The organism is Sinomonas sp. R1AF57, from assembly GCF_002224485.1.
Lineage (GTDB): Bacteria > Actinomycetota > Actinomycetes > Actinomycetales > Micrococcaceae > Sinomonas > Sinomonas flava.
The window spans coordinates 1,314,037-1,336,716 of sequence record NZ_CP022463.1 but is presented as its reverse complement, the minus strand read 5'-3'; the positions used below and the strand labels follow the sequence as shown (position 1 = coordinate 1,336,716).

The 22,680-nt window shown below is 71.9% G+C and carries 20 protein-coding genes; 4 read left to right on the top strand and 16 right to left on the bottom strand.

The features are described from left to right. Positions 1 to 649: 649 nt before the first annotated feature. From tyrS to CGQ25_RS06105, 3 genes are all read right to left on the bottom strand, one after another. Positions 650 to 1,960 (bottom strand): tyrosine--tRNA ligase, encoded by a 1,311-nt coding sequence (gene tyrS, locus CGQ25_RS06115; protein ID WP_255405613.1) that lies wholly within the window; start codon positions 1,958 to 1,960, stop codon positions 650 to 652. 51 nt (positions 1,961 to 2,011) lie between these two features. Continuing rightward, positions 2,012 to 4,258 (bottom strand): AAA family ATPase, encoded by a 2,247-nt coding sequence (locus tag CGQ25_RS06110; RefSeq protein ID WP_208712272.1) that lies wholly within the window; start codon positions 4,256 to 4,258, stop codon positions 2,012 to 2,014. 86 nt (positions 4,259 to 4,344) lie between these two features. Then, positions 4,345 to 4,863, bottom strand: coding sequence for an adenine phosphoribosyltransferase (locus CGQ25_RS06105; protein ID WP_255405744.1), 519 nt, complete (start codon positions 4,861 to 4,863; stop codon positions 4,345 to 4,347). A gap of 156 nt (positions 4,864 to 5,019) precedes the next feature. Here CGQ25_RS06105 and CGQ25_RS06100 point away from each other — a divergent pair, with 156 nt between their 5' ends. Beyond that, a complete protein-coding gene (locus CGQ25_RS06100) occupies positions 5,020 to 5,646 on the top strand; it encodes a GNAT family N-acetyltransferase (RefSeq protein ID WP_208712271.1) in 627 nt (208 codons plus the stop codon). Positions 5,647 to 5,682: 36 nt separating this feature from the next. Here CGQ25_RS06100 and CGQ25_RS06095 read toward each other — a convergent pair whose 3' ends face one another. Both CGQ25_RS06095 and CGQ25_RS06090 read right to left on the bottom strand, forming a co-directional pair. Further along, complete coding sequence (locus CGQ25_RS06095; RefSeq protein WP_208712270.1) at positions 5,683 to 6,318, bottom strand: DNA-3-methyladenine glycosylase; 636 nt, start codon at positions 6,316 to 6,318, stop codon at positions 5,683 to 5,685. Positions 6,319 to 6,321: 3 nt separating this feature from the next. Next, the gene (locus CGQ25_RS06090) at positions 6,322 to 7,083 is read right to left on the bottom strand and encodes a maleylpyruvate isomerase family mycothiol-dependent enzyme (protein ID WP_208712269.1); all 762 of its coding nucleotides are present in this window, start codon (positions 7,081 to 7,083) and stop codon (positions 6,322 to 6,324) included. A 46-nt stretch (positions 7,084 to 7,129) separates the two neighbouring features. On the opposite strand from CGQ25_RS06090, the gene CGQ25_RS06085 reads away from it, so the two are divergent. Beyond that, positions 7,130 to 7,813, top strand: coding sequence for a hypothetical protein (locus CGQ25_RS06085; protein WP_222703707.1), 684 nt, complete (start codon positions 7,130 to 7,132; stop codon positions 7,811 to 7,813). Here CGQ25_RS06085 and CGQ25_RS06080 read toward each other — a convergent pair. From CGQ25_RS06080 to CGQ25_RS06070, 3 genes are read right to left on the bottom strand one after another with little or no spacing between them, the layout of a single operon-like run. Continuing rightward, complete coding sequence (locus tag CGQ25_RS06080) at positions 7,788 to 8,576, bottom strand: PIG-L deacetylase family protein (protein WP_255405609.1); 789 nt, start codon at positions 8,574 to 8,576, stop codon at positions 7,788 to 7,790. The two genes, CGQ25_RS06085 and CGQ25_RS06080, sit on opposite strands and share 26 nt — an antisense overlap. A gap of 39 nt (positions 8,577 to 8,615) precedes the next feature. Further along, positions 8,616 to 10,106 (bottom strand): argininosuccinate lyase, encoded by a 1,491-nt coding sequence (gene argH, locus CGQ25_RS06075; protein WP_208712267.1) that lies wholly within the window; start codon positions 10,104 to 10,106, stop codon positions 8,616 to 8,618. A gap of 6 nt (positions 10,107 to 10,112) precedes the next feature. Continuing rightward, positions 10,113 to 11,318: an argininosuccinate synthase gene (locus CGQ25_RS06070; RefSeq protein WP_208712266.1), complete on the bottom strand. Its 1,206-nt coding sequence runs from the start codon at positions 11,316 to 11,318 to the stop codon at positions 10,113 to 10,115. A 181-nt stretch (positions 11,319 to 11,499) separates the two neighbouring features. On the opposite strand from CGQ25_RS06070, the gene CGQ25_RS06065 reads away from it, so the two are divergent. Continuing rightward, positions 11,500 to 12,876 (top strand): M20/M25/M40 family metallo-hydrolase, encoded by a 1,377-nt coding sequence (locus tag CGQ25_RS06065; RefSeq protein WP_255405608.1) that lies wholly within the window; start codon positions 11,500 to 11,502, stop codon positions 12,874 to 12,876. A gap of 20 nt (positions 12,877 to 12,896) precedes the next feature. On the opposite strand, the gene CGQ25_RS06060 is transcribed toward CGQ25_RS06065, so the two are convergent. The 8 genes from CGQ25_RS06060 to argC all read right to left on the bottom strand — a co-directional run bounded on the left by CGQ25_RS06060 (position 12,897) and on the right by argC (position 21,579). Beyond that, positions 12,897 to 13,793: an RNA polymerase sigma-70 factor gene (locus CGQ25_RS06060; protein WP_208712264.1), complete on the bottom strand. Its 897-nt coding sequence runs from the start codon at positions 13,791 to 13,793 to the stop codon at positions 12,897 to 12,899. Positions 13,794 to 13,819: 26 nt separating this feature from the next. Next, entirely contained in the window at positions 13,820 to 15,049 is a 1,230-nt protein-coding gene (locus CGQ25_RS06055; protein WP_255405607.1) for an NAD(P)/FAD-dependent oxidoreductase, read from the bottom strand. A 456-nt stretch (positions 15,050 to 15,505) separates the two neighbouring features. Further along, a complete protein-coding gene (locus CGQ25_RS06050) occupies positions 15,506 to 16,024 on the bottom strand; it encodes an arginine repressor (protein ID WP_208712263.1) in 519 nt (172 codons plus the stop codon). A 5-nt stretch (positions 16,025 to 16,029) separates the two neighbouring features. Beyond that, the gene (gene argF, locus CGQ25_RS06045) at positions 16,030 to 17,007 is read right to left on the bottom strand and encodes an ornithine carbamoyltransferase (protein ID WP_208712262.1); all 978 of its coding nucleotides are present in this window, start codon (positions 17,005 to 17,007) and stop codon (positions 16,030 to 16,032) included. Next, positions 17,004 to 18,392 carry an acetylornithine transaminase gene (locus CGQ25_RS06040; RefSeq protein WP_208712261.1) on the bottom strand — a complete coding sequence of 463 codons (1,389 nt, stop codon included), beginning with the start codon at positions 18,390 to 18,392 and terminating at the stop codon, positions 17,004 to 17,006. The genes argF and CGQ25_RS06040 overlap by 4 nt, the downstream gene beginning before the upstream one ends. Further along, positions 18,389 to 19,306, bottom strand: a complete 918-nt coding sequence (gene argB / locus CGQ25_RS06035; RefSeq protein WP_208712931.1) for an acetylglutamate kinase — start codon at positions 19,304 to 19,306, stop codon at positions 18,389 to 18,391. Before argB ends, CGQ25_RS06040 begins: the two co-directional genes overlap by 4 nt. Positions 19,307 to 19,369: 63 nt before the next feature. Further along, positions 19,370 to 20,536: a bifunctional glutamate N-acetyltransferase/amino-acid acetyltransferase ArgJ gene (gene argJ, locus CGQ25_RS06030; RefSeq protein WP_208712260.1), complete on the bottom strand. Its 1,167-nt coding sequence runs from the start codon at positions 20,534 to 20,536 to the stop codon at positions 19,370 to 19,372. Then, complete coding sequence (gene argC / locus CGQ25_RS06025) at positions 20,533 to 21,579, bottom strand: N-acetyl-gamma-glutamyl-phosphate reductase (protein ID WP_208712259.1); 1,047 nt, start codon at positions 21,577 to 21,579, stop codon at positions 20,533 to 20,535. Before argC ends, argJ begins: the two co-directional genes overlap by 4 nt. Before the next feature lie 112 nt (positions 21,580 to 21,691). Here argC and CGQ25_RS06020 point away from each other — a divergent pair, with 112 nt between their 5' ends. After that, positions 21,692 to 22,657, top strand: a complete 966-nt coding sequence (locus CGQ25_RS06020; protein WP_208712258.1) for a quinone oxidoreductase — start codon at positions 21,692 to 21,694, stop codon at positions 22,655 to 22,657. Positions 22,658 to 22,680 lie beyond the last annotated feature (23 nt).

Here is a 22,680-nt window from a genome sequence, read left to right as displayed (position 1 = left end):
GGGGTCCTATCCGGTATTAGACCCAGTTTCCCAGGCTTATCCCAGAGTCAAGGGCAGGTTGCTCACGTGTTACTCACCCGTTCGCCACTAATCCACCCCCGAAAGGGCTTCATCGTCCGACTTGCATGTGTTAAGCACGCCGCCAGCGTTCATCCTGAGCCAGGATCAAACTCTCCGTCAAAAACAGAAGAACCAGCCGGAAGGGCGGGAAAACACCCACACCGGCCAGCACAATCCAAAACTGGCATAAAAACCCGGCCACGCACACGGGGGTGCACGCAACCAGACAATCAACACCATCAAAAAAATGGCATCAACGAACTTGGCACACTATTGAGTTCTCAAACAACAGGCCCCCCGGGTAACGCGCTCAGCCGTTCCGGCCCTGCGCCTCCCCGAAGCACGATCCATAACTCTACCGGTTTCCATCCGCAGAATCAAATCCGCGTCTTCTTCGAAAACCTGATCCGGGGCGCTGCAGGAAGGCCGGAATTCCGGCAGTCCGAGCATTTCCCGGTTGAGTTCTGGGGTTTTTCGCCTCCGCTCTGCGTTGGCGACTCGGAATACATTACCCCCCGGCCGCTGCCCTCGCAAGTCGGGCGAACCGCCCGGGCGTGTCGGCTGGCGGCGCGGCCCGCCAGCGCGAGGGTCAGTCCTCGAGGACAGCCGTGGCCAGGTGCTTCTTTCCGCGGCGGACGAGGAAGTACCTGCCATGCAGAGCGTCCTCGGCGGCGATCCTGGCCTCCGGATCGGTGACCTTGGTGTTGTTCACGTACGCTCCGCCTTCGCCGACGGTGCGCCGCGCCGCGGACTTGCTCTCGGCCAAGCCCGTGGCGACCAGGAGCTCGACGATCCCGAGCTGCCCGGGCGTCACGGCCGCCGTCGAGAGCTCGGCTGTCGCGGCGTCGAGCGTTTCCTCGTCGAGGACACCCAAATCGCCGTTGCCGAACAGCGCGGCCGAGGCCGCGATGACCTTCTCGGTGGCCTCGACGCCGTGGACCAGCGAGGTGACTTCGTATGCGAGCCGGCGCTGGGCCTCCCGGGCGAACGGGCGCTCCGCGACCGACGCCGCGAGCTCCTCGATCTGTGCGCGCGTGAGGAACGTGAAGACCTTCAGCCGGTCGATCACGTCGGCGTCCTGCGTGTTGAGCCAGAACTGGTAGAACGTGTACGGCGAGCACATCGCCGGGTCAAGCCAGATGGCGTTGCCCTCGCTCTTGCCGAACTTCGTCCCGTCCGAATTCGTGATGAGGGGGGTTCCCAACGCGTGCACGGTCTTGCCCTCGACCTTGCGGATGAGCTCCGTCCCGCTCGTCAGGTTGCCCCATTGGTCCGAGCCACCGGTTTCCAGGCGGCAGTCGTACTGGCGGAACAGCTCCAGGTAGTCCATGCCCTGGAGGATCTGGTAGCTGAACTCGGTGTAGGAGATGCCCTCGTCCGAGGAGAGCCTCGATGCCACCGCGTCCTTGCGCAGCATCGTCCCGACACGGAAGTGCTTGCCAACCTCACGCAGGAAGTCGATCGCCGAGAGGGGCGCCGTCCAGTCGAGGTTGTTGACGATCCGCGCCGCGTTGTCCCCTTCGAAGGAGAGGAAGCGGCTCACCTGCGCCTTGAGGTAGCCCACCCACTCCGCCACGGTGTCCTTGGTGTTGAGGGTGCGCTCCGCCGTCGGACGCGGGTCTCCGATGAGCCCGGTGGAGCCTCCCACGAGGCCGAGCGGCTTGTGGCCTGCGAGCTGGAGCCTGCGCAGCACGAGCAGCTGCACGAGGTTGCCCAGGTGGAGGCTCGGAGCTGTGGGGTCGAAGCCGCAGTAGTACGTGATCGGCTCACCGGCGAGGAGCTTCTCGAGCTCGGCCTCATCCGTGGAGACGTGGACGAGTCCCCTCCACTTGAGCTCCTGCCAGATGTTCGGGAAGCTCGGATCGTTCTTCTGGGAGTCGAGAATTGCTGTCTGCGGCACGGCTTCTACGGTATCAGCGCCCGTGGTCGCCCAGCGCATCCCTGCCCTGCTTCAGCGGCCCTGCTCGATGCCGGCAGGGATGGGTCCCTCGGCGATGAGCCGGAGGCGCTGGGTGGGCCGCGTCATGGCGACGTACAGGTCGCCGACCTTGCCGTGCTCGTGGTCCAGCAGCGCCGCGGGCTCTAGCACCACGACGACGTCGAACTCGAGGCCCTTCGCCTCCCGTGGGTCGATCACGACGATGTCCTGCTCGAAGCTGCCCGCGCCGCTGCCGACCCGGGCCCCGTAGGCGCCGCGCAGCGCCTCCCGCGCGGCGCCGGCGAGCTTGCCCTCCGCGATCACGGCGACCAGACCGCCGTCGGCCGCCTCGATTTCCTCTGGCAGGACGGCGAGGAGACGTTCGACGACGCCTCCCGGGCCCACGCGGTCGACGATCGGCTCCCAGCGGCCCTCCCGCACGGCCTTGGGCGCGGAGACGACGAGGCCCGCCGCGGCCGCCATCCGGGCAGCGGCCTCCGCAATCTGGGCAGGCGTGCGGTAGTTGACGGTGAGCTCCTCGAGCGTCCAGCGGTCGCCGAAGAACGGCGTGAGCGCCCGGCTCCAGGAGGACGCGCCGGCGGCCGACGACGTCTGGGCGATGTCGCCCACGATGGTGAAGGACTTGAGCGGGCAGCGGCGCACGAGCAGGCGCCACTGCATGTAGGAGAGCTCCTGCGCCTCGTCCACGATGATGTGGCCGTAGGCCCAGGTGCGGTCTCCCACAGCGCGCTCAGCCGCCGTCATCCGCGCCTCGGGGCCCTGCTGGTAGTCAGCGAGGTCCTCCGCTTCGATCACTCCGTTCAGCCCGACCTCGCGGAGCGCCGCGTCCACGTTCTGCAGGGCCTGCTGCGCGTTCTCGAGGTCGCGGCGGCGCTCGGCCTCGCGCCGGGCCGCCTCGTGGCCCGTGGTCGCGTCGAGCTCCCCGAGGAGCTCTGCCGCCTCGTCCAGAAGGGGGACGTCGGCCTCGGTCCACGGCGAGTCCGCGGGGCGCCGCAGGAGGTCGCGCTCCTCCTCCGTGAGGGCCGAGCCGACCGCGTCGAGGATGCTGCGCCTGCTGAAGAGCTCCGAGACCAGCTGCTCAGGCGTCATGGGCATCCAGCACAGGTTGACGGCGACGCGCACGTCGCGGGACTGCCGGACGTCCTCGGCCAGGTAGGAGCGGTCGGCGGTGTTGCCGGCGTTGCTCGCTTCGACCTTGGACTGCAGCTGTTCCGTGAGCTCACGCAGGAGGATCTTGACGAAGGTGTTGCGGGCCTCGTTGTACGGCTTGCCCGTGGCCCGGGCCTTGTCCCGGGCCCGGCGCACCTGCCGCGGGGTGAGGAGGAGCTTGTAGCCCTCGACCTCGAGGACCCTGTCCCCCGCCGGCACACGCTGGCGGTTCGCGACCGCCGCCGCAACGAGGTCGACCATGCGCTTGCTGCCCTTGAGCGCGGCGACACGGGCATCCGCCTCGGGGACGGCCGTGATGCCCGGCATGAGCCTGCCGACGCTGGACATCACGACGCCGGTCTCGCCGAGCGACGGAAGCACCCTCTCGATGTACTTCATGAACGACGACGATGGGCCGACCAGGAGCACGCCCGCGCTCTTGAGGCGCTCCCGGTGGGAGTAGAGGAGGTACGCGGCGCGGTGGAGTGCAACCGCCGTCTTGCCGGTGCCCGGCCCGCCCTGCACGACGAGCGCCCCGGGCATGGGCGCGCGGATGATCCGGTCCTGCTCGGCCTGGATGGTGCTCACGATGTCGGCCATGCGCCCGGTGCGCTTGGAGTTCAGGGCCGCGAGGAGCGCGCCCTCGCCCTGGTGGCTGGTCGAGCCGTCGAGCATCTCGGCGTCGAGCACATCGTCCTCGATCGCCTTGACCTCGCGCCCCTGGAGGATGAGGTGCCGGCGCCGGCGGACACCCTGCCGGTCGAAGGCCGTGGCCTGGTAGAAGTGGCTGGCCTCGGGGGCGCGCCAGTCGACCATGAGCCGGCGGAGGTCGTCGGTGCTCAGGCCGATGCGGCCGATGTACTGCTGCTCGCCGCCGTCGAAGTCCAGCCGGCCGAACACGAGCCGGTTCTCGACCGCGTCGAGCTGGGCGAGGCGGTCCTCGTACATCGCGGCGAACGCGTCACGCTCGGAAACATTCTGCATCGACCCGATCGCCCCGGCCTTGCGGACGGCGTCGAGCTGTCCCCTCTTCTCCTCGCGCAGCTCGTCGAGCCGCGCGTAGAGGCCCCGGACGTATTCCCGTTCGTGGGACAGGTCGGCGTCGAGCATCTGTGCGTTCCCCTCATACTGAAAAGCTGGACCGTCCATTCTACAGCGATTCGGGTGAACGACGGCGAAACCTGGCCGGCGGCGGGTCAGTCGACCCGCTGGAGCGAGTGCACCGGGCGGCCTTCGAGCGCAGCGCGGCCGCCGAGGGCCGGCAGTTCGAGGACGACGCCGATCCCCACCACGTGCGCCCCGCACCGCTCGACGAGCCGGGCGGCAGCCCCCACCGTGCCGCCTGTCGCCAGCACGTCGTCGAGGATCAGGACGCGGGCTCCGGGGGCGAGGTCGGTCGTGTGGATCTCGAGGGTCGCGGCCCCGTACTCGAGCGCGTACTCCTCGGCGTAGGTCTCCCGGGGCAGCTTGCCGGCCTTGCGGATCGTGAGCACTCCGGTGCCCGTCGCGTAGGCCGCGGCGGCGGCGAGGAGGAAGCCTCTGGCCTCGATGCCCGCGATGAGGTCGAAGTGGCCGAGGAAGGGCTCGACGATCGCGTCGACGACGGCTCTCAGTCCCTCCGCATCCGCGAACACCGGGGTGAGGTCCTTGAACGAGACCCCCGGTGCGGGATAGTCGGCGACCGTGGCGCACAGGCGGTCGAGAATGTCCTCCACAGGGTGCTCCGCGAAGGCAGCGGGGCGGGCCTCGTCGTCAGTCTGGGGCGTGATGCCGGGGCGGGGTTCAGTCACGCCCCCACGTTACCCAAAGTTCATATCCACATCCGCCGCTGCGGCGTACCGGACAGGTTTCCCGGGTGCTTCACTGTCGGCATGCATCACGCGCTCACGCTCGCCGGGCACGGCGTCCGGCTGGTGCCGCTTGCGCCCCTGCACGCGGAGCACCTCTTTGGCCACGTCGACGTCCCGACGTGGTCCGGGATGGCCGCGCGCCGACCCCAGTGCGTCGAGGACCTGGCGGAGATCTTCTCCTCGCGGCTCGAGGACCCCGCGGCTCTGCCCTTCGCCGCCTGCGATCCCGTCACCGGGGCCGTGGCGGGGACGACCGGGCTCTACAATCTCGACGTGCGGCTGGGCCGTGCGGAGGTGGGCGGGACGTTCTTCGCCCGAGCGCACTGGGGCTCCGGCATGAATCCGGCGACGAAGCTGCTCCTGCTGGGCCATGCCTTCGACGATCTGGGCCTGAGCCGGCTCGCCTTCCGGGTGGACACGCGCAACGGGCGCAGCGTGAACGCCCTGCTCAAGCTCGGAGCGGTGCACGAGGGAACCCTGCGCGCATATCGGCCGGGGCACGACGGCGCGAGGGTGGACACGGCGGTGTTCTCGGTCCTCGGAGCCGAGTGGCCGCTCGTGCGCGCCAGGCTCCTGGCCCGGCTCGAGCGCCGCGACCTCACGGGCGCGGACCGTGTGGGCGAGGCACCCCCGGTCGATGCGGCTTAGCCGTCAGACGGCCGGGGTGTCAGACGGCCGTGGGTGTCAGGCGTGGGGCCGTGGGCGGGGCTTCGCCGGGCGGTAGGCGGAGACACTGGGCTCGCCGGGGAGCCAGAACCGCCACGGGTAGTCCGCCGACCCTCCGGGGCCGGCGACCCCGACCCGCGGACCGGAGAGCACCCCGGCGGCGCGGTGGGATGGCGGCTCGAGCCGGAACCGGCCGCCGTCGAGCGCGGCGCCGTTGTCCCCCCGGCCGATCGCGAGCGCCTGGGCGAGCCGGGCCGGTCCCCGGGCCAGATCCGCGTCGCGCTTCGCGGCCGGGCGTCGGGAGCGGGCGAGCTCGATGCCCTCGACGACCTCCCCGGCCCGCAGGAGGCAGCCGGAAGAGCTGCCCGCAGGGCCGCACACGACGTTCGCGCAGAAGTGCATGCCGTACGTGAAGTAGACGTAGAGGTGCCCGGGCGGTCCCCACATGACCTCGTTGCGTGGCGTGCGCCCGTTGTAGGAGTGCGAGCCGGGGTCGGGATGCTCGGAGTCGCGGTGCCCGCGGTACGCCTCGACCTCGGTGAGCCGGACCGAGACGGCGCCTTCCGCAGACGTGTGGGTCAGCACGGCGCCGAGGAGGTCCGGGGCCACGAGGACAGGGTCCCGGAGCAGCCACGCCGCCAGGTCGTCGGGCATGCCCTACTTCGCCGACGATGCCGCCGGCCACGGGCCGATCTGCGGCAGCGGCACGGCCTCGCCCGCGTGCTCCGCGCGCACCGAGGCATGGTCGACCGGCCGGCCGGCGAGCCATGCGAGGATGTCCGCCAGACGCCCGTGGACGTCCACGGTGTCCGGGCCGGAGCCGATGAGCAGGTCCGGGCGGCCCTGGGGATGCAGCGCGAAGGACATGCCCTCAGGCACGCGCGCGGCGAGGAAGCCGAGGAGATGGCCGCAGAACGCCTCGTCCCAGCCGTGCTGGCTCGCACCGGTGCCGAGGTCGGTGCGATGGATGACGAGCTCGCGCCAGAGGGCGAGGCCGCCGTCCCGGACCACACCGTCGCGGTACGTGATGGGCCGGTCCCACCCCGCGGGGCCGAGGCCGCGGAACGCCTCGAGCGCGCGGTCCAGCGCGGCGCCCGTCCGCTCGCGGTGCTCCTCGGCGCTCGAAGCCGCCCCCGCCTCGATTTCCTTGGTGCGCCCCTCCTGGCCGCCGTCGTACAGCTCGATGAGCTCGCCCCGCTCCGCATACTCGAGCTGGCGGGCCATCCCGCGGCACACCCCGGCCACGTGCGCGAGGACGTGCCCGCGAGTCCAGCCGGGCAGCAGGGAGTCCTCTGAGACCGACGTGTCCGTGAGCTGTGCAAGCTCAGTGCGGATGCCCTCGGCGGCGCTCTCGATGCCTGCGAGGAGGCGCTCGTCGTCGAGGCCGGCCGACGGGGTGGGGGCAGCAGCGGTGTCCATGGGGCCAGCGTACCGCCGGCCCACGACACTCGAGCGAGCCGGGTCTATGCTGAGGCCGTGCACCGGCGCCCTGGCCGCTGCCGCCCGCGCCGGCGACGAGGCGGCCCGCATGCTGTCCGCCCGCGCGAAGGACCGCAGCCGGCTCTGCGGAGCCACGGCCGAAGCATTCCTGAAGCGGGCGCGGGCGCTGGCCGGGCTGCGGGAGGAGCCGAAGTTCCTCCTTGTCCGCGTCTTCGACGCCGTCCGCACGGAGCTGCTGGCCGTCGGACGGCACCTCGCCGACACGGGCGTCCTCCCCGACCGGGACGCCGTCTTCTTCCTCACGTTCGCAGAAGCGCGCTCGGCGCTCGCACTCGCGCAGCCCTCCCGTAACCACAGCGTGCCCGCGGACGACGGCGCGCGGCGGCTGCGCGCCGTCGTCGCCCGCCGCCGGGCCGACTACGCGCGCGAGATGCACCGCCGCCGCGTGCCGCGGGTCCTGCTCTCGGACGGGACGGAACCCGAGGCGGCCCTCGGAGCGGGGACGGCGGGAGGGCCGCGCGAACCGGGAATCCTGAGGGGCGTTCCCGTGTCCGCCGGAACGGTCGCCGCAGCGGCGCGCGTGGTCCTCGATCCGGGGAACGCGTCGCTGCTGCCCGGGGAGGTGCTCGTCGCGCCGTCGACGGATCCGGGGTGGACGGCGGCGCCGGGACGGTGCGGCTGCCCTAGAGCCCTTCGAAGATGTCCCTGAGCAGGGGCATCCCACGCTCTCGAGGGGGCCACGCCTGGACGAAGTACTCCCGCGCGGCGATCGAGTGCCACGCGTCGAGGCCCGCCGGCGGGGCCATGAGGGAGAGCTGCTGGCTGCGGTGCTCCACGACCCCAGCGACGACACGCCCGGCGACGGTGCGCGTGTCGACCCGCATGTCGATGAGGTCGTCCGGGACGCCGCGGAAGTGGTAGACCTCCTTCGGGTCCCATGGCGGAAGGCCGAGGCGCAGCCGGGCCCGGTTCATCGTGAGCCACGAGGAGTGCTTCACGGCCCAGTGCAGGAGTCTGCGGAAGCCGGGGCCGCCGTCCGAGGCAAGTCCCAGGAAGGCGGCGTCGGCGGCCTGGCCGACCGCGATGTGGTCAGGGTGTCCCGTGATGCCGTCCGGCCCGAAGGTGTAGACCACGTCGGGCCGCTCCTCGGCCATGATCGCCCGGATGCGCAGCGCGAGGTCGGAGGGGTCCTCCTCGGCGACGCGCCCGTCGTCGTACTCGAGCCACTCGTGGCGGTCCGGCTCGCGCCCGTGGGCGAGCCAGGCCCGGCGGTCCTCCTCGCGCCGCACGGAGCCGAGGGTCTCGGGCGTCGCGTCGACGCCGGGTGCGATCTGGCCGGCGGCGCCGTCGGTCGCGTGGACCAGCACGAAGCGGAACGCCGGCTCGTCCGCGTGGAGGGCGATCGAGCCGGCGATACCGTAGGCGTCGTCATCGGGATGGGCGACGACGACCATCAGCGTGCGCGACTGCACGCAATGATGATGCGCCCGGCGGGTGTCCGCCGGGAAGGGTCAGCCCGCGAACTCCCGCGCGTCCGCGAGCTGGTCCTTGAGCGCCGTGAGCTGGCGGGCGACGGCGGACGGCGCGGTGCCGCCCTGCGCGTTCCGGCTCGCGAGCGAGCCCTCGGTCGAGAGCACCGTGCGCACCTCGGGGGTGAGCGCCGGGCTGATCGCCGCATACTCCTCGTCCGTCAGGTCCCAGAGCTCGACGCCGCGCGACTCGGCCTGCTTCACCGCGGCGCCGGAGAGCTCGTGCGCCTCGCGGAACGGCACGCCCTGGCGGACGAGCCACTCGGCGATGTCGGTTGCGAGGGCGAAGCCCTGCGGGGCGAGCGAGGCCATGCGCTCGGTGTTGAAGACGAGCGTGGCAACCATGCCCGAGACCGCCGGGAGCAGGAGCTCGAGGGTGTCCGCTGCGTCGAAGACGGGCTCCTTGTCCTCCTGCAGGTCCCGGTTGTAGGCGAGCGGAAGCCCCTTGAGGGTCGCGAGCAGGCCCGTGAGGTCGCCGATGAGGCGCCCCGCCTTGCCGCGCGCGAGCTCGGCGACGTCCGGGTTCTTCTTCTGCGGCATGATGCTCGACCCCGTGGAGTAGGCGTCGTCGAGCGTGACGAAGGAGAACTCCTTCGTGGCCCAGAGGATGACCTCCTCGGAGATCCGCGAGAGGTCCACCCCGATCATCGCCGCGACCCACGCGAACTCGGCGAAGACGTCCCGCGAGGCGGTGCCGTCGATCGAGTTGTGCACGGCCGAGTCGAAGCCGAGGTCCGCGGCGACGGCCTCGGGGTCGAGTCCGAGCGAGGAGCCGGCGAGCGCACCGGATCCGTACGGCGAGACCGCGGCGCGCCTGTCCCAGTCCTGCAGTCGCTGGACGTCGCGGAGCAGTGCCCAGGCGTGGGCGAGCAGGTGGTGGCTGAGCAGGACGGGCTGGGCGTGCTGGAGGTGCGTGCGACCGGGCATGGCCGCCTCCGGGTGCGCCTCCGCCTGGGCCACGAGCGCGTCGACCGTCGCGAGGACCCCGCGGGCGATGAGCCGCGCGTGGTCCCGCAGGAACATGCGCCCGAGGGTCGCGATCTGGTCGTTGCGCGACCGCCCGGCGCGCAGCTTGCCGCCGAGGTGGGCGCCAGCGCGCTCGATGATGCCGCGCTCGAGCGAACCGTGCACATCCTCGTCGGACTCCGCGGCGACGTAGGCGCCGGAGGCGACGTCGGCGTCGAGCCGGTCGAGCGCGTCCAGCATCCCCGCGAGCTCGGCGTCGTCGAGCAGGCCGGCGCGGTGCAGGACCCGCGCGTGGGCGCGGGATCCCGCGATGTCGTAGCGGGCCAGGCGCCAGTCGAAGTGCGTCGACTTGCTCAGCGCGGCGAGCGCGTCCGCCGGTCCCCCGGCGAAGCGGCCGCCCCACAGCGCGCCCTCGTTCGTCCCCGAGCGCCCCCCGGCCTCGCTGCGCTCGGCCGGGGACCCCTGCGCCCGTGGGCCCTGCTGCGGTGCTCCGCTGCCCTCAACCACCGGCGCTCACTCCCCCGCGACGCGCTGGTCGCGGCTCGAGGCCACCTTCGAGGACATGCCCCAGATGTCGATGAAGCCCTTCGCGTTGGACTGGTCGAACGTGTCGCCCGTGTCGTAGGTGGCGAGGTTGAAGTCGTACAGCGACGTGTCCGAGCGGCGTCCGTTGACCACGGCGGTGCCGCCGTGGAGGACCATGCGGATGTCGCCGGAGACGTACTGCTGGGAGTCCTCGATGAAGGTATCGAGGGCGCGCTTGAGCGGGGAGAACCACTGGCCGTCGTAGACGAGCTCGCTCCAGCGGCGGTCCACGCCGGCCTTGAAGCGGGCGTGCTCGCGCTCGATCGTGATGTCCTCGAGGTGCTTGTGCGCCGTGATGAGCGCCATCGCGCCGGGGGCCTCGTAGATCTCGCGGCTCTTGATGCCGACGAGGCGGTCCTCGACGACGTCGATGCGGCCCACGCCCTGGGCGCCGGCGCGGCGGTTGAGCTCCTGGATGATCTGCAGCGGGGACATCGCGACGCCGTCGAGCGCGGTGGGCGTGCCCTTCACGAAGGTGATCGTGACCTCGTCCGGGGCCGGCGGGAACTCCGGCGTCTGGGTGTAGTCGTAGATGTCCTTGGTCGGCGCGTTCCAGATGTCCTCGAGGTAGCCCGTCTCGACGGCGCGCCCCCAGACGTTCTGGTCGATCGAGTAGGGGTTCTTCTTGGTCGTGATGATCGGGAGGTGCTTCTCCTCCGCGTACGCGATGGCCTTGTCGCGGGTCAGGGCAAGGTCGCGGACCGGGGCGATGCACTTCAGGTCCGGGCCGAGGGTCTGGATGCCGACCTCGAAGCGGACCTGGTCGTTGCCCTTGCCGGTGCAGCCGTGCGCGACGGTGGACGCGCCGAACTCGCGGGCGGCCTTGACCAGGTGCTTGACGATGACCGGGCGGGAGATCGCGGAGACCAGCGGGTAGTGGCCCTGGTACAGGCCGTTGGCCTTCAGGGTCGGCATGCAGTACTCGTCCGCGAACTCGTCGCGGGCGTCCGCGACGTAGGCCTCGACGGCGCCGCAGCCGAGGGCGCGCTGGCGGATCGTCTCCATGTTCTCGCCGCCCTGCCCGACGTCGACGGCGACGGCGACGACCTCGGCGCCCGTCGCGTCGGCGATCCAGCCGATCGCGACGGAGGTGTCCAGACCGCCCGAGTAGGCGAGGACGATGCGATCCTTCACGGTGTTCTCCTTAGGCACAGGTTCCCTGGAAGCAGGGCAAGCACGAATTGTTATGCATCAGTCTACATAGATATGCATGGCGCGCAATCCGCAGGGGAGACGGCACTCAGGCATTCTCCCGCCCCGCGGCGCCGGGCGTACAGTGCTTGGCTCGGCCGAGCCCCTCTGGGAGGGTGGGGGCATGATGCCTTTCACGGCTGCACTGCGCGCCGAGACGGAAGCAGGCTTCGACGACGCCATCGCGGACCTCCGACGGCTGGTGGCCATCCCGGGCTCGGCGTGGGCCGCGCTCGATCCGGCGCCGCTCGAGCGCAGCGCGCAGCTCGTGGCGGAGCTGTTCGAGGGGACTGGCTTCCCGGAGGTCCGCATCGTGCGCGAAGCGCGGCCCGACGGCGCGCCCGGCGCCCCGTCGGTCCTCGCCAGCAGGCCGGCCGCGCCCGGGCGCCCGACCGTGCTCCTCTACGCGCACCACGACGTCCAGCCGGCCGGCGACCCCCGCGCCTGGCACACCCCTCCCTTCGAGGCGACCCGACGGGACGGACGGCTGTTCGGCCGCGGCGTCGCCGACAACAAGGGCGGGGTGGTCCTCCATCTGGCCGCGTACCGCGCCTTCGCCCGGGCCGTGGGGGCGGCGAACGGGCTCGGCGTCGTCGTGTTCATCGACGGAGAGGAGGAGATCGGCTCGCCGTCGCTGCCGCAGCTGCTGAGCTCCCGCGGGGACCTCCTGCGCGCCGACGTCGTGGTGGTCGCCGACTCCGGCAACTGGCGCGTGGGGGTGCCCGCGCTGACCACGAGCCTCCGCGGCATCGCGACAGCGGTCATCGAGGTCCGCGTGCTCGACCATGCCCTCCATTCCGGCACGTTCGGCGGCCCCGTGCTCGACGCGCTCGCGGTCACGTCCCAGCTGATCGCGAGCCTCTACGGACCCGACGGCAGCGTCGCCGTCGCCGGGCTGGGCGGGTGGGACTCGAGCCAGGTGGACCTGAGCGAGGACGACTACCGGGCGGACGCGGGCGTCCTCCCGGGCGTGCGGCTGGCCGGCTCGGGTAGCATCGCCTCCCGGCTCTGGACGAAGCCGGCTCTGTCCGTGGTCGGCCTCGATGCCCCGGGCGTGGACGTCTCGTCCGACGCCATCGTGCCTGCCGCCCGGGCGAAGATCAGCCTGCGGCTTGCCCCCGGGGACGAACCGCTGCGGGCGCTGGAGGCCGTGCGGGCCCACCTGGAGTCCCACACGCCCCTGGGCGCACACGTCTCGCTCGTGCCCGGGAGCGCGACCAAGTCCTTCGCCGGCGACGGCGAATCCCCGGCGGCCCGCACCATGCGCCGTGCCATGGAAGAGGCGTGGGGCGTGGCCCCGGTGCTCATGGGCGTGGGCGGCTCGATCCCGGCGGCCGCCGAGCTCGCGGCGTGGTTCCCTCACGCGCAGGTGCTCATCAACGGGGCCGAGGACCCCGATTCGCGCGCCCACGGCGCCGACGAGTCCATTGACCTGGCCGACTACCGCCGCGCCATCTTCGCCGAGGCGCTGCTCCTGGCGTCCCTCGAGCAGGGAGCGTGAATCGGGGCGGCGAGGAGGCGTCACCGACGGGTGAGCACGGTGTTCGAGGCGAGTCGGGTCAGCTTCTCCGGATTGCGCACGTAGTAGAGGCCCGTGGCCAGCCCCTCCTCGACGCGGACCATGAGGACGCCGTCGAGCTCGCCGCTGATGCGGAACTCGAGCCCCGGCGTCCCGTTGACCGAGGCAACCTCGCACGTGATGCGCCCTGGGGTCTTCGCCGAGATGCCGGCGAGGAACCGGACGGCCTTCTCGGCCCCGATGATCGGCCGGAGCGCAGCCTGCTTGAGGCCTCCGCCGTCGCTGACCAGGACGACGTCCGGGGCGAGGACGCCGAGCAGGCCCTGGAGGTCGCCGGTGTCGACCGCGTGCTGGAACGAGGCGAGCGTCGTGGCGAGCTGGCGCGGCGACGCGGTCTCCCGCGGCCGGCGCGCCTCGACGTGCTGGCGCGCGCGGGACGCAATCTGCCGGACGGCGGCCGGGCTCTTGTCGACGGCGGCCGCGATGTCGTCGTAGCCGACCTCGAAGACCTCGCGCAGGACGAAGACGGCGCGCTCAGTCGGCGAGAGCGTCTCGAGCACGAGCAGGAGTGCCATCGAGACGCTTTCGGCGAGCTCGACGTCGTCGGCCACGTCCGGCGAGGTGAGCAGCGGCTCGGGGAGCCAGGGGCCGATGTAGGCCTCCCTGCGGCGCGCCATGGTCCGCAGCCGGTTGAGCGCCTGCCTCGTGACGATCCTCACCAGGTAGGCGCGCTCGTCGCGGACGTGGTCGGGATCGACCGCGACCCACCGCAGCCACGACTCCTGCAGGACGTCCTCGGCGTCGGCCGCCGAGCCGAGCATCTCGTAGGCCACCGTGAACAGCAGGTTCCGCTGGTCGACGAAGGCCCGGGTGGCACGCTCGGTCGCGTGGTCGCTCATGGATCCTCCCCTCTTCTGCGCCCACGCTACGCGGGGCGCAGCGGGGCGAGGCCGTCATGGCGCGCGGCCTCGAGGTCGTCGCGCCGCCTGCGATCGGTGATGAAGGCCCAGTTGACGACCCCTGGCCTCCTGGCCTCGAAGAGCAGGCCGCGGTAGGTCGACCGGCAGATGCCTTCCTTGATCGCTGCCGCTGTCCGTCCGGCGAGGAAGGCCTTCCGCGCGCGGTCGTCCGTCGATGCGGCCTGGACCAGCCCAGTCCGTCGGCCGAGGCTCAGGCACTGTCCGACGAAGCCCGGGGAGACTGCCTTGGGCGTCGTGCCCGCGACGCGCGCCAGCACCGCGTCGGCCGCCAGCGAGCCGAGCGGGATAGCGGCCTGGCAGCTCATCCGGTACGGGATGCCCGACGGCGAGGCCGCGTCGCCGGCAGCGACGATGCGCGGATCGTCCACGCTGGCGAGCGTCTCGTCCGTCAGGATGCGGCCGCCGTCGTCGGTCGCCAGTCCGCTCTCGGCGGCGAGGCCCGGGACGGCGAAGCCGGCCGTCCAGATGGTGACGCCGCTGGGCACGTCGCGCCCGTCCTCGAGGCGCACGACGCCGGGACTCACCTCCGCGGCCCGGGCGCCCGGGCCGTCGAGCACTGTCACGCCGAGGCGGCTGAGCCGCCCAGCGAGTGCCAGGCGTGCCTCGGGGTGCAGGTACGGGCCGAGCACGCCGCCGCACACGAGAGCCACGGGCCGCCCGGCCTCGGCGAGCTCTGCGGCGGTCTCGATGCCTGTGGGGCCGCCGCCGACCACGGTCACGGCGGCGCGGGCCGGTGCGGCGTCGAGCGCGGCACGCACCCGTCGGGCGTCCTCGACCGTGGCGAGGGGGTGGGCGAACTCGTCCGCGCCCGGCACGTCCATGGGTGCGCCCGAGCTGCCGACGGCGTAGACGAGGTAGTCGTAGGCGAGCCGGGCACCCGATGCGAGCGCGACGGTGCGGCGAGGGGCGTCGATCCGCGTCGCCCTGTCGACGACAAGCCGGACGTCTGGGGCGAGGACCTCGCGGAGGTCGTGGACGGCGTCGTGCGTGCCGCCGACGAGCTGGTGCAGGCGGATCCGCTCGACAAACTGCGGGCGCGGGTTGACGAGGGTCACGTCCACGTCCCGGCGCTGCGTGAGGCGGTTGGCCGCCATCGTGCCGGCGTACCCGCCGCCGATGACGACGGCACGGGTCCGGGCGGTGCGGGGGTCTGCGGTGCTGCTGTTCTGGGTCACGGTGTCTCCTGACGGCTCCGGATCCCGCGGGCGCAGGATTCCGGCCACAAGACACCGCAGGCCCCGAATCTGTGACACCTCAGGGCTGACCGGATCGGGAGGCCCAGAAGCCGCCGCGTCTGGCAGGGCAGCCTCGACCTTGCCGGGCAGGACCGCCTACGTCCCCCCGAAGGACGCGCCTTCTACTGTGTATCGGCGCTCGATCGCCGCCGTGACGCGCCCCCACTCACTGCCAGCGACCCGTTCCTGGTGGACCGCGAACGCCTCCGGGTCGCTGAACAGTTCCTCGACCTCCCACACCAACGGGTCCGCGGACGGCTCCACTCGGAACGAGACGCACCCGGCCTCCGCACGCGTCAGCGCAACGTGGCGGGGGAGATGCCGGACCACAAGCGCGGCCTCGTTACTGTCACGGCAGATGAGCTGACCGCGGAGGTGGACTGCGGGCATGAAGCCTCACCCCCCCTGGGAGGCGAGCTCGAGGAATCGGGCAGCGACGGACTCTCCGCCCCCCGGCTCCCGGGTGACGATCATGACGGTGTCGTCGCCGGCGATGGTTCCGAGGATCGAGGGGATCACGGAGTGGTCGATCGCGAGGGCCAGGAAGTTCGCCGCACCCGGCGGGGTCCGCAGGACCACGATGTTCGCCGACGCCTCGGCGGTCACCAGCAGATCGGCGCACAGCTTCGCGAGGCGTGCGTCGAGCACTTCGGGGGCCTGGCCCGTGCGTGGGCTCCGGTCCCCTCCCTCGCCGCGGACGGCGTAGACCAGGCCGCCGTCGGCGCCGCGCACGCGCACGGCCCCGATCTCCACGAGGTCGCGCGAGAGGGTCGCCTGGGTGACCTGCACGCCGTCGTCCGCCAGGAGGGTGGCGAGCTCCGCCTGCGAGCGCACCGAGGTCCCCGCCAGGAGCGCGCGGATGCGCGCCTGGCGGGCGGCCTTGGTCTGCGGTGCGGAGCTGGGTATGGCGCTCATGTCGCTCAGGAGACCGCCGGGAGGCCCTCGACGACAGCCTGGCCCGAGTAGTGCAGGACCCACGCGAGCAGGGCCTTCTGGGCGTGCAGGCGGTTCTCGGCCTCGTCCCAGACCACGGACTGCGGGCCGTCGATCACCTCTGCGGCGACCTCGTAGCCGCGGTAGGCCGGAAGGCAGTGGAGGAACACGGCGTCGGGCGCGGCCTTGGCCATCGCCGCGGCGTCCACGGAGTAGTCGCGGAACAGCTGCATCCGCTCGGCCTTCTCGGCTTCCTGGCCCATCGAGACCCACGTGTCGGTCGTGACGACGTCGGCACCCTCGAGCGCTGCGGCCGCGTCCACGGTGACGAGCACCGATCCGCCGGTCTTCGCCGCGACGTCCTCGGCCTCCGCCACGATCTCCGGTGCGGGCAGGTAGCCCTCCGGCCCGGCGATGCGCACGTGCATGCCGGCAGTCACGCCCGCGAGGAGGTACGAGTTGGCCATGTTGTTCGCGGCGTCGCCGAGGTAGGCCATGCTCAGGCCGGCGAGCTCGCCCTTGTGCTCCTTGACGGTCAGGAGGTCGGCGAGGAGCTGGCACGGGTGGTAGTCGTCGCACAGGGCGTTGACCACGGGCACGCGCGAGTGGGCGGCCATGTCCACGAGGCCCTGGTGCGCTCCCGTGCGCCACACGATCGCGGCGACCATCCGCTCGAGGACCTTCGCGGTGTCCTCGACCGACTCCTTGTGGCCGATCTGCGCCTCGCCCGGGTTGATGATGAGCGGAGTACCGCCCATGTCGGACACGCCCGTGGCAAAGGAGACCCGCGTGCGGGTCGAGGTCTTGTCGAAGATGACGGCGACCGTCCTGCGGGCGGAACCCTCAGCCGCGAGCGGCTGGACCGAGTAGGGGGCGGCCTTCATGCGCACGGCGAGGTCGAGGACCTCCGCCTGCTCGGCGGGGCTGAGGTCGGTGTCCTTGAGGAAGTGCCGGGTGCTGGTCACTTCGCCTCCTTCGATGTCTGCGCGGCGGTGAGGCGTTCTGTGGCTGACGCCACCAGACCCGGCAGCGCCGCGACGAACGTGTCGGCCTGCTCGGCCGTGAGGATGAGCGGCGGCGCGAGGCGGAGGGTCCGCGGGCCCGGCGCGTTGATGATGAAGCCCGCCTCGAGTGCCTGGTTCACGACGGCGGCGGCGAGGTTCGCGCCGTCGGGCAGCGGCGCCGTGTCCCCCGGGGGGACCGCCAGGTCGATGCCGATCAGCAGGCCGCGGCCGCGGACTTCGGCGACCTCGGGCAGCGCGGCGAGGGCGGTGCGGAGCCGCTCCCCCACGGCGCGGACGTTCGCGAGGACGCCCTGCGACTCGAGCGCGTGGACTGTGGCCAGCGCGGCGGCGGTCGCGACCGGATTGCCGCCGAACGTGGTGCCGTGCTGGCCGGCGCTCAGGAGCGCGCTCACCTCGGCGCCGAACGTCACGAGGGCGCCGATCGGGAACCCGCCGCCGAGGCCCTTGGCGAGCGTGACGGCGTCGGGGACCACGCCCGAGCCCTCGATCGCGAGCCAGCTGCCCGTGCGGCCGATCCCGGTCTGGACCTCGTCGACGATCAGGAGGGCGCCGGCGTCGTGCGTGATCTTCCGCGCCTCGGCGAGGTATCCCTTCGGGAGCGGGATCACGCCGGCCTCACCCTGGATCGGCTCGAGGAACACGGCCTGGGTGCTCTCGTCGACGGCGGCGCGGAGCGCCTCGACGTCGCCGAACGGGATGTGCACGACCCCGCCGGGCAGCGGCTCGAACGGCTCGCGGTACGCCTTCTTGGCCGTCAGCGCGAGGGCGCCCATGGTGCGGCCGTGGAACGCGCCCTCGAGCGCGACGACCTTGGTGCGCGGCCCGCCGCCCGCGTTGGTGCTGTTCCTTCGAGCCAGCTTGAACGCGGCCTCGTTCGCCTCGGTGCCGGAGTTCGCGAAGAACACCTTGGACCCAGCGGGCGCGCCGGTGATCTCCAGCAGCTTCTCCGCCAGCGCCACCTGGGTGGGGCTCGTGAAGAAGTTCGAGACGTGGCCGAGCGTGGAGAGCTGGGACGAGATCACGCTCGTGACGAACGGGTGCGCGTGGCCGAGGGCGTTGACGGCGATGCCGCCGAGCAGGTCGAGGTACTGCTTGCCGTCGGCGTCCCACACGTAGCAGCCCTGCCCCCGGACCAGGACGCGCTGCGGAGTGCCGAAGACGCCCATGAGCGAGTCCGAGTAGCGGGCGAGCCAGGCCGCGCCGGACGGCGAGCCCTCCACCAGCTCGGTGAGGGGGCGGGCCTCCGGGGATCCGTGGGCACTCGTGGGCGGCAGGCCCGCCCCCTCAACGGGCGAAGGCGAGGTCGACCCAATGCTGTCGCTCATGCGTGCTGTCCTTCCCCGTCGGGCACCACCTGGGTGCCGACGCCGGCGTTCGTGAAGATCTCGAGGAGCATCGTGTGGGGGCTGCGGCCATCGACGATCGCGGCACGGTCCACGCCCTCCGTGACGGCCTTGAGGCAGGCGCCCATCTTGGGGATCATGCCGGACTCGAGGGAGGGGAGCATGTCGCGCAGCTCGGAGGCGGAGATCTGGGAGACGAGCGAGTCCCTGTCCGGCCAGTTGCTGTAGAGGCCCTCGACGTCCGTGAGGACCACGAGGCGCGAGGCGTTGAGCGCGACGGCGACCGCGGCCGCGGCGGTGTCGGCGTTGACGTTGAGGACCTGGCCGGTCGGCTGGAAGCGTTCGACGCCGTCGGGCCCGGTCTCCGCGGTGACCTCCGGGGCGACGGTGGAGACGACAGGGATGCGGCCCGCGCCGAGGATGTCGAGGATGGCGCCGGGGTTGACGCCGACGACCTCGCCCACGAGCCCGAGGTCCACCTCCTCGCCGTCGACCTCCGTGCCCGTGCGGACCGCCCGGAGGAGGCCGGCGTCCTCACCCGACATGCCCACGGCGTAGGGGCCATGGGAGTTGATGAGGCCGACGAGCTCGCGGCCCACTTGGCCCGTGAGGACCATGCGGACCACATCCATGGCCTCCGGCGTGGTGACGCGGAGGCCGCCCTTGAACTCGCTCTCGATTCCCACGCGGGCGAGCATCGCGTTGATCTGCGGGCCGCCGCCGTGCACGACCACGGGATGGATGCCCACGTGGTGCAGGAAGACGATGTCCTCGGCGAAGGCGCGCCGCAGCTCGTCGTTGACCATCGCATTGCCGCCGTACTTGACCACCATGGTGGTGCCGGCGAAGCGCTGGATCCAGGGCAGGGCCTCGATGAGGGTCTCGGCCTTGTCCATGGCGAGGCGGATGTTCGGGCTCGTCGTGCCGCTGCTGGTGGTCTCAGCCACGCGCGTCCCCTTTCAGCTCGAGTAGGCGGAGTTCTCGTGCACGTAGTCGTGCGTGAGGTCGTTGGTCCAGATGGTCGCCTCGGCGTCCCCGGCGGCGAGGTCGATCTCCACGAGGACCTCGCGCGGCTCGAGGTCAACGAGCGAGCGGTCCTGGCCGATGCCGCCGTTCTGGCAGATCTGGACCCCGTTGATCGAGACGTTGAGCGAGTCCGGCTCGAACGCGGCGTCGGTGGTGCCGACAGCGGAGAGCACGCGGCCCCAGTTCGGGTCCTTGCCGAAGATGGCCGTCTTGAACAGGTTGGACCGGGCCACCGCCCGCGAGACGGTCTCGGCGTCGCGCTCGCTGGCAGCGTTGAACGTGCGGATCGCGATATCGTGCGCGGCGCCCTCGGCGTCGCCGATGAGCTTGCGGGCCAGCTCGGCGCAGACCTGGGTGAGCCCGGCCGTGAGGGCAGCCGTGTCCGGCACCGCCCCCGAGGCGCCGGAGGCCATGAGCACCACGGTGTCGTTGGTGGACATGCAGCCGTCGGAGTCGGCGCGGTCGAACGTCACGCGGGTCGCGTCGCGCAAAGCCGCGTCGAGCACCTCGGGATGGACCTCGGCGTCGGTCGTGAGCACGACGAGCATCGTGGCGAGGCCCGGGGCGAGCATTCCGGCGCCCTTCGCGATCCCGCCGATCGTGAACTCCACACCCTGCGTGTCGGCGCCGGTGAACACGGCCTCCTTGGGCACGGTGTCCGTCGTCATGATCGCGACCGCCGCGTCGTGGCCGCCGTCCTCGGAGAGGGCTGAGGCGAGCGAGTCGATGCCCGGGACGATCTTGTCCATGGGGAGCTGCTCGCCGATGAGGCCGGTCGAGCACACCACGACGTCGCCCGCCGAGATGCCGAGGGCGTCGGCGGTCTTCTCCGCCGTGGTGTGGGTGTTCTGGAACCCCTTTGGGCCGGTGCACGCGTTCGCGCCGCCGGAGTTGAGCACGACGGCGTCAACGCGCCCGTCCGTGACCACCTGCTTCGACCAGCGCACGGGGGCAGCGGCGACGCGGTTGGAGGTGAAGACGGCCGCGGCGTTCCTGTCGGGTCCGTCGTTGACGACCAGAGCCATGTCCGGCTTGCCCGAGGCCTTGAGGCCCGCGGTGATCCCGGCGGCCCGGAAGCCCAAGGGTGAGGTGACGGTCACGGTGCGACTCCCAGCTGTGCGAGGCCGGCGCCCTCGGGAAGGCCCAGCGCGATGTTCATGGACTGCACCGCCCCGCCGGCGGTGCCCTTCGTGAGGTTGTCGATCACGGAGCTCACGATCACACGGCCCGCGTGCTCGTCGAACGCGAGCTGGATCGCGGCGTGGTTCGAGCCGACGACCATCTGGGTCGCGGGCCACTGGCCCTCGGGCAGGATGTGGATGAAGCTCTCGCCGGCGTAGGCCTCGTCCCACGCGGCGCGCAGCTGCGCGGCGCCGACGCCGGGCTTGACGCGGGCGGTCGCCGTCGTGAGGATGCCGCGGCTCATGGGCGCGAGGGTCGGCGTGAAGGAGACGGAGACGGGGGCGCCCGCGGCATTGGAGAGGCCCTGCTCGATCTCAGGGGTGTGGCGGTGGCCCCCGCCCACTCCATAGGGGCTCATCGAGCCCATCACCTCGGAGCCGAGCAGGTGCGGCTTGGCCGACTTGCCGGCGCCGGATGTGCCGGAGGCCGAGACGATCACGACGTCCTCCGGTTCGAGGAGGCCCGCGGCGAAGCCAGGGGTGAGGGCGAGCAGCGCCGAGGTCGGGTAGCAGCCCGGGACCGCGATGCGGCGTGCGCCGACGAGCTTGTCCCGCTGTTTCGCGCCGCCGCCCGTGGGCAGCTCGGGCAGTCCGTACGGCCACGTGCCGGCGTGCTCGGAGCGGTAGAAGCGGAACCAGGCCTCGGGGTCCTCGAGGCGGTGGTCCGCCCCGGCGTCGATCACCAGGGTGCCCTCGGGCAGCGCCGCGGCCACCTCTGCCGATGCCCCGTGCGGGAGGGCGAGGAACACGACGTCGTGCCCCGCCAGGTTCTCCGCGGTCGTCTCGACGATCACCCGGTCCGCGAGCGAGAGCAGGTGCGGCTGGAGCTCGCCCAAGCGGCTGCCGGCGCTCGAGTGGGCCGTGATGGCGCCGATCTCGACGTCGGGGTGGTTGGCCAGCAGGCGGAGGACCTCTCCTCCGGCGTAGCCGCTGGCTCCGGACACTGCTGCGGTAATAGTCACCCGGCCACTCTAGGCAAGTTTATGCATGACAGTCAATATTTATGCATCAGCAGATTGTCGGCGTCCGTAGGATGGTTCCCGAGCCTAGACGCACCCCAGCAGAAGGAGAGCCATGATAAACGCCATCGTCGCCGCCGCGCCCGGAGGGCCCGAGGTCCTCGCACCTGCAGAGGTGGAGATGCCGCATCCCGGTCCCGGCCAGCTCCTCATCCGGGTCGCCGCGGCGGGCATCAACTTCATCGAGACCTACCAGCGCCAGGGCATCTACAAGATCCCGTTCCCCTTCACTCCCGGCGCCGAGGCCTCCGGCGTCGTCGCCGAGGTGGGCGAGGGCGTCGAGGGATTCGCCCACGGCGACCGGGTCGCGACCGCCGAGGGCGTCAGGACGTACGCCGAGTACGCGCTGGTCGACGCGGACAAGGCGCTCCCGATCCCCGAGGGCCTGGACCTCCTCACCGCGGCGGCCCTGCCGCTGCAGGGCATGACGGCGCACTACCTCGTGACCTCGACATTCCGCGTCGAGTCCGGCCAGACGGCCCTCGTGCACGCGGGAGCGGGCGGCGTGGGGCTCCTCCTCATCCAGATGCTCAAGGCCCGGGGAGCGCGGGTCATCACGACCGTCTCCACCGACGCCAAGGCCGAGCTCGCCGACGGCGCGGGCGCGGACCACGTGATCCGCTACCACGAGTTCCCCGACCAGGTGCGCGAGCTGACGGGCGGAACCGGCGTCGATGTGGTGTACGACGGCGTCGGGCGGGACACGTTCGACGGCTCGCTCGCAAGCCTCCGCGTCCGGGGAATGCTCGTGCTCTTCGGCGCTGCGTCGGGCCCGGTGCCCCCGGTCGACCCTCAGCGGCTCAACACCGGCGGCTCGCTCTTCCTCACCCGCCCGACCCTCGCGCACCACCTGCTCAATGCCAACGAGCGGCGGTGGCGCTCCTCCGAGGTGTTCGGCGCCGCGGCCGACGGCTCGCTCAGCGTGCGCGTCGGGGCCCAGTTCCCGCTGTGGCAGGCGGCCGACGCCCACCGCGCCCTCGAGGGACGGAGCACGACCGGGAAGGTGCTGCTCGTCCCCTGATGCTGTGACGACCGCCGCCGACG

What these genes read in the sequence shown, in the direction of transcription:
- CGQ25_RS06110 (WP_208712272.1), bottom strand. Translation starts at nt 4,258, where the DNA reads ATGCTCGACGCCGACCTGTCCCACGAACGGGAATACGTCCGGGGCCTC.
- CGQ25_RS06100 (WP_208712271.1), top strand. Translation starts at nt 5,020, where the DNA reads ATGCATCACGCGCTCACGCTCGCCGGGCACGGCGTCCGGCTGGTGCCG.
- CGQ25_RS06095 (WP_208712270.1), bottom strand. Translation starts at nt 6,318, where the DNA reads ATGCCCGACGACCTGGCGGCGTGGCTGCTCCGGGACCCTGTCCTCGTG.
- CGQ25_RS06090 (WP_208712269.1), bottom strand. Translation starts at nt 7,083, where the DNA reads ATGGACACCGCTGCTGCCCCCACCCCGTCGGCCGGCCTCGACGACGAG.
- CGQ25_RS06085 (WP_222703707.1), top strand. Translation starts at nt 7,130, where the DNA reads ATGCTGAGGCCGTGCACCGGCGCCCTGGCCGCTGCCGCCCGCGCCGGC.
- CGQ25_RS06065 (WP_255405608.1), top strand. Translation starts at nt 11,500, where the DNA reads ATGATGCCTTTCACGGCTGCACTGCGCGCCGAGACGGAAGCAGGCTTC.
- CGQ25_RS06060 (WP_208712264.1), bottom strand. Translation starts at nt 13,793, where the DNA reads ATGAGCGACCACGCGACCGAGCGTGCCACCCGGGCCTTCGTCGACCAG.
- CGQ25_RS06050 (WP_208712263.1), bottom strand. Translation starts at nt 16,024, where the DNA reads ATGAGCGCCATACCCAGCTCCGCACCGCAGACCAAGGCCGCCCGCCAG.
- CGQ25_RS06040 (WP_208712261.1), bottom strand. Translation starts at nt 18,392, where the DNA reads ATGAGCGACAGCATTGGGTCGACCTCGCCTTCGCCCGTTGAGGGGGCG.
- argB (WP_208712931.1), bottom strand. Translation starts at nt 19,306, where the DNA reads ATGGACAAGGCCGAGACCCTCATCGAGGCCCTGCCCTGGATCCAGCGC.
- CGQ25_RS06020 (WP_208712258.1), top strand. Translation starts at nt 21,692, where the DNA reads ATGATAAACGCCATCGTCGCCGCCGCGCCCGGAGGGCCCGAGGTCCTC.